This is a genomic window from Actinomadura geliboluensis, from assembly GCF_043197915.1.
GTDB classification, from domain to species: Bacteria; Actinomycetota; Actinomycetes; order Streptosporangiales; family Streptosporangiaceae; genus Spirillospora; species Spirillospora geliboluensis.
In genome coordinates, this window is sequence record NZ_JBICUA010000011.1 from 82,327 (window position 1) to 94,364 (window position 12,038).

The window sequence follows — 12,038 nt, forward strand, 5'->3', positions numbered from 1 at the left end:
GGTCGCCGGGGGTTCGCGGTCGCCGGGGTTCAGCGGCCGCGCCGCCGGTAGGTGCGCACCGACAGCGGGGCGAACACCGCCAGCAGGACCAGCGACCAGCCGAGGGTGGCGGCGACGGGGTGGGCGAGGGGCCAGGCGGTGTCGGCGGCGGGCGCGCCGGGGTTGCCGAACAGGTCGCGGCAGGCGGCGGTGAGGGCGCTGACGGGGTTCCATTCGGCGATGATCCGCAGCGGCGCGGGCATGCCGCCGGTGGGGACGAAGGAGTTGGACAGCATGGTGACCGGGAACACCAGCGGGATGAGCTGGTCGGCGGTCTGCTCGTTGCGGACGACCAGGCCGAGGTAGCAGCCGGCCCAGCTGAGCGCGTACCGCATGAGGGCCAGCAGCGCGAACGCCTCCAGGGTGGACCACAGGCCGTTGTGGGCGCGCCATCCGACGAGGAGGCCGGCGGCGGCCATGATGAGCATGCCGAGGACGCCGTGGAGGATCTCGGCGCCGGTCTGCCCGAACGGGACGGCGGAGCGGGCCATGGGCATGGAGCGGAACCGGTCCATGACGCCGCGGGAGGCGTCGGTGGCCACGCGCAGGGTGACGGCCATGGTGGAGGTGAAGGTGACCATGGCGAACAGGCCGGGCATCAGGTATTCGCGGTAGTCGCCGCCGCCGGGGACGGCGATGGCGCTGCCGAACACGTAGCCGAACAGCACGACCATGACGGCGGGGAAGATCAGCGCGGCGATGAGCTCGCCGGGTTCCTGGCGGATCCGCGACAGTTCGCGGCCGATGAGGGTGAGGCCGTCGGCGACGGCCCAGCGGATCCGCGCGGTGCGGTCGGCGGGCGCCGCGGGCGGGGCGGGGGCGGTGAGGGCGGTCATCGGACGGTCTCCTTCACGGCCGCGCCGTCGCCGGCGGCGGCTTCGGCGGTGCCGGGGGCGGTGCCGGGGGTCGCGGTGAGGCGGAGGAACACCTCGTCGAGGGTGGGGCGGCGCCGCCCGGCGTCGGCGGTGGCGACGCCGGCGCGGTCGAGTTCGCGGACGACGTCGGCGAGGCGGACGGTCCGGGCGGTCAGCGGGACCGAGAGCCGGTCGCCGTCCAGGGCGGGGTGGGCGCCGGTGAGGGCGTGCAGGACGCCGGCGGCGGCGCCGGCGTCGGCGGGGTCGTCCAGGACGACGTCGAGGCGGTCGCCGATGGTGGCCTTCAGCTGGTCGGGGGTGCCGGTGGCGATGACGCGGCCGTGGTCGACGACGGCGATGTCATCGGCTAGTTGATCGGCCTCGTCCAGGTACTGGGTGGTGAGCAGGACGGTGGTGCCGTCGGCGACCAGGCCGCGGACGGCGTCCCAGATCTCGCCGCGGCTGCGGGGGTCCAGGCCGGTGGTGGGCTCGTCCAGGAACAGCACCTGGGGCCGCAGGATGAGGCTGGTGATCAGGTCGAGGCGGCGCCGCATGCCGCCGGAGTAGCCGGCGACCTGCCGGTCGGCGGCGTCGGCGAGCCCGAACCGCTCCAGGAGCTCGTCGGCGCGGCGGTGGGCCTCGCGGCGGGGCAGGTGGTAGAGGCGGCCGAACATGCGCAGGTTGCCGCGCCCGGTGAGCTTCTCGTCGACGGCGGCGTACTGGCCGGCCAGGCCGATGCGGGCGCGGACCTGGTCGGGGTGGCGGGCGACGTCGAACCCGGCGATGCGGGCGTGCCCGGAGTCGGCGTCGGCCAGGGTGGCCAGGATCCGCACGGCGGTGGTCTTGCCGGCGCCGTTGGGGCCGAGGACCCCGCAGACGGTCCCGGCGGGGACGGCGAGGTCGAGGCCGTCCAGGGCCTGGGTGGCGCCGTAGCGCTTGCGCAGCGCCTCGGCGGCGACGATCGGTTCACCGGTCACGGCAACTCCTCTGGGTACGGTGTACGCATCTCACGGTAGACAACTGGGTACGTCGTACGCAACTAGGATGCTCGGTACGACCCGCGAGGAGGTTCGGTGGCAGCCGGCGAGCAGCACGTCAGCATCTGGTCGGTCCCGGAGCGGCAGGGCCGCGGGCCCCGCCCCGCCTACAGCCGCGCCCAGATCACCGAGGCGGCGATCCGCATCGCCGACGCCGACGGGCTGGAGGCCGCCTCGATGCGCCGCATCGCCGCCGACCTCGGCACCGGCGCGATGTCGCTGTACCGGTACGTGCCGTCCCGCGACGACCTGCTGGAACTGATGGTCGACCACGCGCTGCTGGAGCTGGACATCCCCGACCGGCCCTCCGGCGACTGGCGCGCCGACCTGACGCTGATCGCCGAGAACACCCGGGCGGTGTGGCTGCGGCACCCCTGGCTGGCCGGGCTGCACCGCCCCCGCGCCACCATGGGCCCGAACCGGCTGCGGCTGCTGGAGTTCGCGTTCGGGGCGCTGGACGTCGGCATCCCCATCGACCAGATGCTCACGCTCCTGGACATGCTGAACGGCTACGTCGAGCGCGTCGTGCGCGGCGAGATCGAGTGGATGCGGGAGATGCGGCAGAGCGGGATGACCCCGGAGCGCTGGATGCTGCACAGCGGCCCCTACGTCCAGGAACTGCTCGGCACCGGCCGCTACCCGATGTTCGAGCGCATCGTCATGGACGCGCGGCTGCCCCACATGAGCGCCGAGGAGCAGTTCCGCTACGGCCTGGACCGCGTCCTGGACTGCATCGGCGGCGTCCTCCCCGCCCCCTGAACGCGCGGGATCCCGTCCCCAGGGTGACAGCGGGGACGGGATCGGAGACGCCGGCGGGAATCGAACCCGCGGGGGAATGGCGGCCCGGTGCGCCGCCGCGGCGCCCGCCGGAGCGGCCGCCTGATCAGCCTGCCCCGGCCGCGGCACCGCCGCAACGCATTTTCCCGCGCCCTCCCCGCCGTGCACGCTCACTCCAGGCGGTGCAGGACCCGCACGAGCTCGACCCACTCCCCCGGGTGGACGTACCCGACGACCGCGCCGCGCGGCAGCCCCGCCGCGCGGAACGCCGCGTCCACCCGCCGCCGCGGATACGCCGACCGCAGCGACGCGTGCAGGGTGCCGCCCCGGCCGGTGAACCCCAGCTCCACGCACTGCGCGTACCCCTCCAGCGCGCCGGGCGGCAGCAGCGGCCGCGCCCGCCGCTCCAGGCTCAGCACGGCCGAGTCCACCCGCGGGACGGGCCGGAACCGGCTCGCGGGGATCCGCTCGCCCAGCCCCCACCGGAACACCGGCCACGTCCGGACCGTCAGCAGGCTCCACCGCCCGTAGTCGCCGGTGCGCTTGCGCGCGTACTCCCGCTGCGTGATCAGCGTCGCCGCCTCCAGCGCCGGCGCGTCCAGCGCCCACGCCACGATCGCCGATGTCGCCGCGTACGGGATGCTGCCGGCCAGCCGGAACGGGACGCGCGGCGGCCGCGCGGCCAGGAAGTCGCCGGTCACGCACTCCACGCCCGGCAGGCCCCGGCGCCGCAGCCGCGCCGCGTGCGCCGGGTCGATCTCGTAGGCGATCACCCGGTCGGCGTGCGCGGCGAGCGCGGCGGTGATCCGGCCGTCGCCGGCGCCGGCCTCCACGACCAGCCCGCCGGGCGCGGCCAGCCGGGCGTACCGGGCGATCACCTCCGGGTCGGCGAGGAAGTTCTGGGACAGCTCGCGGCGCGCGCGCCCGCGAGCGGTGGTTCGGTTTCGGTGAGTGATGGCGGCCGTCCTCGGCTCCCGGCCACGGCGGGCCGGCGGACGGGCCGCGCACACGCGCACGGCGGCGCGGCGCGGCGGAAACGCATCACAGCGGAGAACGCGGCGCACAGGAAGGTGCTGCCGGGATGCGCGGCGGGGCCCGTCCGGGATCGTCAGGGGCGTCGGCGTGCCCTGGACGGCCGGTGCGCGCGAGCGCACGCCGCGGCCGCGGCGCCGCGCAACGGCGCCGCTCGGCGGCGGCAGATCAGGCGGCGCGCACCCGGAGGTCCAAGGCGGGGCGGCGGCCGCGGAGCCGGACGTAGGCGGCGGCGGCCATCACCCGCGCCGCGCAGTCGGTGACGGCGGTCATGCGCCCGATCTTAGGGACCCCGGCCGCCCGCCCCCAACAGGTTTTCCCCGGCCGCTTCCCCGTCCGCCGCCCTCCCGCCGCACGCCGTAGGCTGCGCTGTGTGACCGGTCGCGATCCGGAGTACCTGGCGTTCCTGCGCCGCCGCCTCGCCGAACCCTCCGGCGACGACGGCACGGGCGGTGTCGAGGACGCGCGCCGCGCCCACGCCGCCGACCTCGCCCGGTCCCCGCGCCCGCCCGCCGGGGCCGTGACCGACCTGGCCGTGGACGGCCCGGCCGGGCCGCTGCCCGCCCGGCTCTACCGGCCCGCCTGGGACGGACCCGCACCCGCGCTGGTGTACCTGCACGGCGGCGGATGGGTGCTCGGCGACGTCGACTCCTACGACCCGGTGGTGCGGGCCCTGGCCGCCGCCAGCGGCGTCGCGTGGCTGTCGGTCGGGTACCGGCGCCCGCCCGAGGACCCCTTCCCCGCCGCGCTCGACGACACCGTCGCCGCCGTCCGCTGGACCGTCCGCAACGCCGCCGCCCTCGGCCTGGACCCGCGCCGGATCGGCGTCGCCGGCGACAGCGCCGGCGGGCAGCTCGCCGCCGCGGCCGCCGGGATCCTGCGCGCCGCCGGCCCCGACCGGCCCGTGCTGCAGGTCCTGCTGTACCCGGCGCTGGACCTGCGCGCGGTGCCGCCGCCGCTGCCCGACCCCGACGGCCTCGCCCCGCCCCGCGACGGCGTCGACCGGGCCCTGCGCGCCTACCTGCGCGGCACCGACCGCACCCGCCCCGACGTCTCCCCGCTCCTGGACCCCGACCCCGCCGGCCTGCCCCCGGCGGTCATCGCCACCGCCGAGCACGACCGGCTGCGCCCGCAGGCCGAGCGGCACGCCGCCCGGCTCCGCGCCGCTGGCGTCCCCGTCACCCTCGTCGCCGGCACCGGCCTGGACCACGGCTTCCTCGGCTGGGGCGCGTTCGCGCGCCGCTCCGCCGAGGCCGTCGCCGAGATCGGCGCCGCCGTCCACCGCGCCCTCACCGCCGTTCCGGACGGCCCCGACACCCCCTGACCTCCTGTCCTTAAAGAGGCTTGCCCACCCCGTTTAACCCCCTTGACGTGGGAAATCACACAAGCAGGTCGGATTTCGCCGAACGCCGCCGACGGTCGAGGGAGGACCACCGACTTGCACAGGACCCATGAGATGCGGATGGTCCGCACCGGAGAGTCCGGACTTGAGGAATGGGCCTGTCCCACCTGCGGACGCCGCATCCTGCTGCGGTGGCCGCCCCACTACGCCAAGAGCGTCCTGGACACCGGCGACCCCAAGGCCTGCCACATCGCCCGCACTCCCGACGAAACGCCTGACGAAACGCCCGCCGCGGCCGCCGGCAGCAGCCGCCGCCTCCACGAAACCGGCGCCGACGCACTCGGCGCCCCCGCCCGACCACACGTCAACCCACCCGAACCCGTCTGACCACGCCCGCCCCCCGCCACAAGGCCGGGAGGCGGGACGCTCACGCCTCCGCGAGCTCGGCGCGCAACCGACCCAGACCCATCGGCCCCAGATCCAGCGCCCGCCGGTGGAACTCCTTCAGATCGAACGCCGCACCCGCCCGCCGCCGCGCCGCCTCACGCGCCTCCAGCCACACCTTCTCCCCCAGCTTGTACGCGATCGCCTGCCCCGGACGCCCCAGATACCGGTCGATCTCGAACGCCACCACCGAATCGGGATCCGGGCCCTTGCGCGACCGCAGGAACTCGAACCCCAGCTCCGGCGTCCACCGCTCCCCCTCGTGGAACCCCGTCCCCTTCGGGATCGGCAGCTCCAGATGCAGCCCGATGTCCAGGACCACCCGCGCCGCCCGGAACCGCTGCCCGCCCGCCAGCATCCCCAGCCGGTGCGCCGGATCCGCGTAATGCCCCAGCTCGTCCATCAACCGCTCCGCGTACAGCCCCCACCCCTCGCAATGCCCCGCGTGCAGCTCGCTCGACACCCGCTGGAACCGGTTCAGCCGCGGGTTCAGCACCGTCACCCCCAGCTGCAGATGATGGCCCGGCACCCCCTCGTGGAACATCGTCGTCGGCACCGACCACGTCACGATCTCCGCCGCCGGATCCTCCACCGTCCACCACACCGTCCCCGGACGCGACAGGTCCTCCGCCGGCGCCAGGTAGTAGATCCCCGACTCCACCGGCGGGATCCGGCACTCGATCCGCCGCAGCGGCGCCGGAATGTCGAAATGCACCCCGTCCAGATCCGCGATCGCCCGGTCCGCCAGCTCCTGGATCCACCCCCGGAACGCCTCCGCGCCCACCACCCGGTACGCCGGATCGGCGTCCAGCGCCGCCATCACCGCAGGCAGCGGCTCACCCGGCAGGATCTCCTCCGCCGCCACCGCCATCTCCGCCTCGATCCGCGCCAGCTCCTCCCAGCCCCACGCGTACGTCTCCGCCAGATCCAGCTCCGTCCCCAGGAACTCCCGCACCCCCAGCCCGTACCGGTCCGCGCCCAGCGCGTCCCGCTCCGGCGCCCGCGCCGCCAGCACCCCCGTCAGGAACCCCGCGAACTCCACCAGCGCCGCCGACGCCGCCCGCACCGCCTCGCCCAGCGCACCCGCCAGCGGCCCCTCCCCGTACCGCGCCGCCAGACCCTCCAGATACGCCGGGAACTCCGCGCACTCCCGCGCGCTGCGCAGCACCTGCCGCCGCGCCGCGACCCGCCCCCGCCCGCACGCCTCCTCCAGCGACACCCGCAGCCCCGCCAGCGCGCCCGGCAGCGCCGCCAGCCGCGACCGCACCGCCTCCCAGTCGGTCTCCGCCCCCTGGTCCAGCAGCTCCACCGCCATCCGCAGCCGCTGGACGGGACCGTCGGTGGTGTCCAGGAACCAATCCCGAACCCCCGCCTCGTCCAGCGCCACCTCCACCTCCAGCCGGTCCCGCAGCACCGCCGCCGCGACCCGGCCCGCCTCCCCCTCCACCGGCACCCGCGCCAGCTCCGCCAGCGTCCGCCGCGACAGCTCCGCCCGCGCCGCCGCCCCGTCCGGGCCGTAGTCGGTCAGCCGCGCGTCCTGCCCGGCGATCCCCATCAGCGCCGCCAGGCACGGATCCAGCGCGGCGAACTCGTCCGCGTACCGGCCGGCAAGGTCATCCAGTGCGGTCATCGCCCCAGGCTACGACCCGCACCACCAAAACTGATCATGAAAATGTGCCAAAAAACGTCATACCGCCCAGTGCCGTCACCGCGCCTCGACCGCCAACCGCACCCCCAACCCCACCAGCACCACACCCGACACCTGCTCCAACCGCCGCCGCACCCCCGGCCGCCCCAGCACCCGCCGCGCCGCCCCCACCACCCACACCACCACCGCGTACCACGCCAAGTCGATCAGCGCCCACAGCACCGAGAACCCCACCAGCGTCCACCCCACCGCCCACCCGTCCGGCACGAACTGCGGCAGGAACGACACCGCGAACACCCCCGCCTTCGGATTGGCGAAGTTCGTCACCAGCCCCAACCGGAAACACCGCCACCCCGACAACCCCGCACCCCCACCCTCCACACCCTCCAACCCCTCCGGCGCCCCAACCGACGCCCCGCCGCGCCGCGCCCGCCACAACGCCCGCACCCCGAACCACACCAGCACCACCGCACCCGCCACCCGCAACCCCTCATACGCCAACCGCGACGCCACCAGCAGCGCCGACAACCCCACCGCCGCCGCCAACCCCCACACCAGCACCCCCGCCTCATTCCCCAGCACCACCGCCAGCCCGCCGCGGCGCCCCGACCGCACCGACTCACGCATGATCACCACCGTGCTCGGCCCCGGCGCCATCGCGATCAGCACCGCCGCACCCGCGAACGCCAGCAGACTCTCCACCATCCGCCCATGCTCGCCGTCCCGCACCAACCCGCGCAACGCCAAACCCCACCCCGCCCGCCCCCGGCGGGCAGACGATCACAGCGGCGCGCCGTCATCCCCTCCCGTACCCGACGGCGACGGCGTCGGCGGACTCGACGGCGACCGCGGCGGCCCCGAAGGAGACCGCGACGGCGTCGGCGACCGCGACGGCTGCTGGAACGTCGGCGTCGGCTCCGGAGGCGTCGGCGGCGGCTCCTCCGCCGTCGGCTGGCACGCGAACAGCACCGCCATCAGCAACGCCAGCACCAGCAGCGCCGCCGCCAACGCCACCACCGCCGCCACCAGATTGCGCTCCGGCGGACGCTCCCCCGCCGGCACCCCGCCCGGCACCGGCGCCGCCGGACCCGGCCGCGGCGCCTCCAACGCAGGCTCCCCCGACCCCAGCCAGTACGGCTGGAACTGCGGACCACGCCGCCGCCCGCCCCACCACGCACGCCCCGGCCCCTGGAACACCACCGGCTCCAGGAAACGCTCAGCCCCCACCCGATCGGGCTCGTACAACGTCGCCACCCACGGCGCCGGACCATCCGGATGCGCCGCCACCACCGGCGCCTGACCACCCGTCCCGCCCGCGGCCTCCCCCGGCCCCCGGCCCGGCACACCACCCGCCGCCGGCACCGCCGCGTTGATCGCCGCACGGAACCGGTCCCGCGCCGCCGCATCACCCGCCGCACCGCGGTTCAGCACCGCCACACTCGCGCGCCGCCCCTCACCGTCCACCCCCAGGAACACGATCCCGGCGGCCGACTCCGACAAACGCGCCGACAAACGGAACGGCCCCAGCTGAACAGGATCACCCGGCGGCAACGGCCTCGACATGGCCGCAACACTAACAACCAAGCCCCGCACTCGGCCCCAGGACACCGACACGCCCGGCAACCCGCCCACCAGCGCGCCCCCGCCGCGGCACCCTGAACCGATCATCGCCCGAGCGCACGTATCCCGAACGAACGGGTACAAGTGATCGCGTAGGGTCGTAACACGCCCACCGGCACCCGACGGACAGGCCCACCAGGGACAGCGAGGGGACTCCCACCATGACCATCGCCACCGACGTCGACGAGGCCGCGGCGCTCCTGCAGAACACCCTCACCGAGGTCAAAAAAGTCATCGTCGGCCAGGACCACATGGTCGAACGCATGATCGTCGCGCTCCTCGCCCGCGGCCACTGCCTCATCGAAGGCGTCCCCGGCGTCGCCAAGACCCTCGCCGTCGGCACCCTCGCCCGCGTCGTCGGCGGCACCTTCGCCCGCCTCCAGTTCACCCCCGACCTCGTCCCCTCCGACATCGTCGGCACCCGCATCTACCACCCCTCCACCGAGCAGTTCGACGTCGAACTCGGCCCCGTCTTCGTCAACTTCGTCCTCGCCGACGAGATCAACCGCGCCCCCGCCAAGGTCCAGTCCGCCCTCCTGGAGGTCATGGCCGAACGCCAGGTCTCCCTCGGCGGCAGCACCTACCCCCTCCCCAAGCCCTTCATCGTCCTCGCCACCCAGAACCCCATCGAGTCCGAAGGCGTCTACCCCCTCCCCGAAGCCCAGCGCGACCGCTTCCTGATGAAGATCGACGTCCACCACCCCGCCGCCCACGAGGAACTCCAGATCCTCCAGCGGATGAGCGTCGACCCGCCCGAAGCCGCCCAGCTCCTCGACACCGGACGCCTCGCCGGCCTGCAGCGCGCCGCCGAAGAGGTCTCCGTCCACGAACTCATCGCCGACTACATCGTCCGGCTCGTCATGGCCACCCGCGAACCCGAGCAGTACCGCCTGCCCGACCTGCGCGGCGTCATCGAGATCGGCGCCAGCCCCCGCGCCACCCTCGGCCTGGTCTCCGCCGCCCGCGCCCTCGCCCTGCTGTCCGGACGCGACTACGTCCTGCCCGACGACGTCCGCGCCGTCGCCGGCGACGTCATGTCCCACCGCCTCGTCCTCACCTTCGACTCCCTCGCCGACGGCATCGACCCCGCCGACGTCATCGCCCAGATCCTCGCCGCCGTCCCCCCGCCCCGCGTCGTCTGGAACCACGGAGCCGCGGCGGTGACCACCGCATGAGCCCGCGGCGCGCCGACCACGCGCACCACGCCGCCGGCCACGCCCCCGCACGACGCCGCGGCGGGAGCGGGGGCAAACTCGCCCACCTCGCCCCCGAACGCACCCTGCGCCGCCTGGAACTCCAGGTCACCCGCCGCCTCGACGGCCTCCTCAACGGCGAGCACCTCGGCCTGCTCCCCGGCCCCGGCACCGAACTCGCCGAAGCCCGCCTCTACCAGCCCGGCGAGGACGACGTCCGCCACATGGACTGGGCCGTCACCGCCCGCACCACCACCCCCCACGTCCGCGACCTCGTCGCCGACCACGAACTCGAAGCCTGGTCCCTGGTCGACCTCACCCCCAGCATGGACTTCGGCACCGGCACCATGATCAAACGCGACCTCGCCGTCGCCGCCCTCGCCGCCGTCGGCTTCCTCACCGTCCGCCTCGGCGACCGCGCCGGCGCCTACCTCCTGCACACCGACGGCATGCGCCGCTGGCCCGCCCGCACCGGCAAGGCCGCCCTCTACGCCCTCCTGCAGTCCGTCCTGGACGCCCAGTCCGCCGGACACGGCCCCGGCTCCCGCACCGGCCCCACCGCCCCCCGCGACCTCGCCGCCGCCATCACCTCCCTCGACCGCGGCCAGACCCGCCGCGGCCTGCGCGTGGTCATCTCCGACTTCCTCGCCCCCGACGGCACCGACCCCCTCACCGGCCCCGCCGACCCCGGCCCGCACGGGCAGCCCGACTGGGAACGCCCGCTGCGCCGCCTCGCCGCCCGCCACCAGGTCCTCGCCATCGAGATCATCGACCCCCGCGAACTCGACCTCCCCGACGTCGGACTCGTCGAGATGGCCGACCCCGAGACCGGGACCGTCCACGAGATCGTCCTCAGCCGCCGCACCCGCGAGCGGTACGCCGCCGCGGCCGCCGCCCAGCGCGAGCGCAACCGCACCGCCCTGCGCCGCAGCGGCGCCCACCATCTCGTCCTGCGCACCGACCGCGACTGGATCGCCGACGTCGCACGCTTCGCCCTCCGCCAGCGCCGCGCCGCAGGCCGGCCCTTCACCACCGCGGGAGTGCGCCCATGACCTTCCTGTCACCCGAACGCCTCTGGCTCCTCGGCCTCCTGCCGCTGCTGGCCGCCGCCTACACGGTCCTGCAGCTGCGCCGCAGCAGGTACGCCGTCCGCTTCACCAACCTGGCGCTGCTGTCCCAGGTCGCCCCCCGGCGGCCGGGCTGGCGCCGGCACGTCGCCGCCGGCCTGTTCCTCATCATGATCCTGCTGATGATGGTCGGGTTCGCGCGGCCCGCCTCCTCCGTGAAGGTCCCCCGCGACCGCGCCACCATCATGGTCGCCGTGGACGTGTCGCTGTCGATGATGGCCAGGGACGTCTCCCCCAGCCGCTTCGACGCCGCCAAGGCCGCCGCCAAGAAGTTCATCGGCGACCTGCCCAGCCGCTTCAACGTCGGCGTCGTCGCCTTCGCCGGCAACGCCAACCTCGTCGCCGCGCCGTCCGCCGACCGGGCCGCCGCCATCGCCTCCCTCGACCAGCTCGCCCTGGCCAAGCGCACCGCCATCGGCGAGGCCGTCTTCACCTCCCTGCAGGCCGTCCGGTCCTTCGACGCCGAGGCCAGCCAGGACCCACCGCCCGCCCACATCGTGCTGCTGTCCGACGGGGACAACACCACCGGACGCTCCGTCCAGGAGGCCGTCGACGCCAGCCGCGTCGCCCACATCCCCGTCTCCACCATCGCGTTCGGCACCCCCTACGGCACCGTCGACATCGAGGGCGAGACCACCAGCGTCTCGGTCAACAAGGAGACGCTCAAGACCCTCGCCGACAGCACCGAGGGCAAGGCCTACGAGGCCGCCGACGCCGGCCAGCTCGACGAGGTCTACGGCAACATCGGCACCTCCCTCGGCTTCCGGATCGAGCACCGCGACGTCGCCGCCCGCTACATCGGCATCGCGCTGCTGTTCGCCCTCGCCGCCGGCGGCGCCTCCCTCGCCTGGTTCTCCCGCCTGCCCTGACGTTTCGCCGCCCGCCTGACCACCCGCCTGACCACCCGCCTGACCGCCCGCCCGAG

Annotated in this window: 12 protein-coding genes; 6 read left to right on the forward strand and 6 right to left on the reverse strand. The window is 75.1% G+C overall.

The features are described from left to right. Positions 1–29: 29 nt before the first annotated feature. Together ACGFI1_RS31795 and ACGFI1_RS31800 are read right to left on the reverse strand one after the other, a co-directional pair. Positions 30–875, reverse strand: a complete 846-nt coding sequence (locus ACGFI1_RS31795) for an ABC transporter permease (protein ID WP_392790760.1) — start codon at positions 873–875, stop codon at positions 30–32. Continuing rightward, positions 872–1,870 (reverse strand): ATP-binding cassette domain-containing protein, encoded by a 999-nt coding sequence (locus ACGFI1_RS31800; protein WP_392790762.1) that lies wholly within the window; start codon positions 1,868–1,870, stop codon positions 872–874. The genes ACGFI1_RS31795 and ACGFI1_RS31800 overlap by 4 nt, the downstream gene beginning before the upstream one ends. Positions 1,871–1,966: 96 nt before the next feature. Between ACGFI1_RS31800 and ACGFI1_RS31805 the strand changes: the two genes are divergently transcribed. After that, entirely contained in the window at positions 1,967–2,689 is a 723-nt protein-coding gene (locus ACGFI1_RS31805) for a TetR/AcrR family transcriptional regulator (RefSeq protein ID WP_386865678.1), read from the forward strand. A 188-nt stretch (positions 2,690–2,877) separates the two neighbouring features. Here the strand turns inward: ACGFI1_RS31805 and erm are convergent, their stop codons facing one another. Further along, positions 2,878–3,663, reverse strand: coding sequence for an ErmE/ErmH/ErmO/ErmR family 23S rRNA (adenine(2058)-N(6))-methyltransferase (gene erm / locus ACGFI1_RS31810; RefSeq protein WP_392791169.1), 786 nt, complete (start codon positions 3,661–3,663; stop codon positions 2,878–2,880). Positions 3,664–4,112: 449 nt separating this feature from the next. Here erm and ACGFI1_RS31815 point away from each other — a divergent pair, with 449 nt between their 5' ends. Further along, complete coding sequence (locus ACGFI1_RS31815; RefSeq protein ID WP_392790765.1) at positions 4,113–5,063, forward strand: alpha/beta hydrolase; 951 nt, start codon at positions 4,113–4,115, stop codon at positions 5,061–5,063. A 114-nt stretch (positions 5,064–5,177) separates the two neighbouring features. Continuing rightward, positions 5,178–5,468, forward strand: coding sequence for a hypothetical protein (locus ACGFI1_RS31820; RefSeq protein ID WP_386865674.1), 291 nt, complete (start codon positions 5,178–5,180; stop codon positions 5,466–5,468). Positions 5,469–5,508: 40 nt separating this feature from the next. On the opposite strand, the gene ACGFI1_RS31825 is transcribed toward ACGFI1_RS31820, so the two are convergent. The 3 genes from ACGFI1_RS31825 to ACGFI1_RS31835 all read right to left on the reverse strand — a co-directional run bounded on the left by ACGFI1_RS31825 (position 5,509) and on the right by ACGFI1_RS31835 (position 8,841). Continuing rightward, positions 5,509–7,155, reverse strand: coding sequence for a DUF885 domain-containing protein (locus tag ACGFI1_RS31825; RefSeq protein ID WP_392790767.1), 1,647 nt, complete (start codon positions 7,153–7,155; stop codon positions 5,509–5,511). Positions 7,156–7,230: 75 nt separating this feature from the next. Beyond that, a complete protein-coding gene (locus ACGFI1_RS31830; RefSeq protein WP_386865671.1) occupies positions 7,231–7,878 on the reverse strand; it encodes a LysE family translocator in 648 nt (215 codons plus the stop codon). A 75-nt stretch (positions 7,879–7,953) separates the two neighbouring features. Beyond that, positions 7,954–8,841, reverse strand: coding sequence for a hypothetical protein (locus ACGFI1_RS31835; RefSeq protein WP_392790771.1), 888 nt, complete (start codon positions 8,839–8,841; stop codon positions 7,954–7,956). 113 nt (positions 8,842–8,954) lie between these two features. Here ACGFI1_RS31835 and ACGFI1_RS31840 point away from each other — a divergent pair, with 113 nt between their 5' ends. Genes ACGFI1_RS31840 through ACGFI1_RS31850 form a run of 3 tightly spaced genes read left to right on the forward strand, consistent with a single transcriptional unit; the run spans position 8,955 to position 11,982 of the window. Continuing rightward, positions 8,955–9,968, forward strand: a complete 1,014-nt coding sequence (locus ACGFI1_RS31840) for an AAA family ATPase (protein ID WP_301177167.1) — start codon at positions 8,955–8,957, stop codon at positions 9,966–9,968. Continuing rightward, positions 9,965–11,038, forward strand: a complete 1,074-nt coding sequence (locus ACGFI1_RS31845) for a DUF58 domain-containing protein (protein WP_392790773.1) — start codon at positions 9,965–9,967, stop codon at positions 11,036–11,038. Before ACGFI1_RS31840 ends, ACGFI1_RS31845 begins: the two co-directional genes overlap by 4 nt. Further along, positions 11,035–11,982, forward strand: a complete 948-nt coding sequence (locus ACGFI1_RS31850) for a VWA domain-containing protein (RefSeq protein ID WP_301177169.1) — start codon at positions 11,035–11,037, stop codon at positions 11,980–11,982. The genes ACGFI1_RS31845 and ACGFI1_RS31850 overlap by 4 nt, the downstream gene beginning before the upstream one ends. Positions 11,983–12,038: the final 56 nt, after the last annotated feature.

What these genes read in the sequence shown, in the direction of transcription:
- ACGFI1_RS31835 (WP_392790771.1), bottom strand. Translation starts at nt 8,841, where the DNA reads ATGATCGGTTCAGGGTGCCGCGGCGGGGGCGCGCTGGTGGGCGGGTTG.
- ACGFI1_RS31850 (WP_301177169.1), top strand. Translation starts at nt 11,035, where the DNA reads ATGACCTTCCTGTCACCCGAACGCCTCTGGCTCCTCGGCCTCCTGCCG.
- ACGFI1_RS31795 (WP_392790760.1), bottom strand. Translation starts at nt 875, where the DNA reads ATGACCGCCCTCACCGCCCCCGCCCCGCCCGCGGCGCCCGCCGACCGC.
- ACGFI1_RS31825 (WP_392790767.1), bottom strand. Translation starts at nt 7,155, where the DNA reads ATGACCGCACTGGATGACCTTGCCGGCCGGTACGCGGACGAGTTCGCC.
- ACGFI1_RS31845 (WP_392790773.1), top strand. Translation starts at nt 9,965, where the DNA reads ATGAGCCCGCGGCGCGCCGACCACGCGCACCACGCCGCCGGCCACGCC.
- ACGFI1_RS31840 (WP_301177167.1), top strand. Translation starts at nt 8,955, where the DNA reads ATGACCATCGCCACCGACGTCGACGAGGCCGCGGCGCTCCTGCAGAAC.
- ACGFI1_RS31830 (WP_386865671.1), bottom strand. Translation starts at nt 7,878, where the DNA reads ATGGTGGAGAGTCTGCTGGCGTTCGCGGGTGCGGCGGTGCTGATCGCG.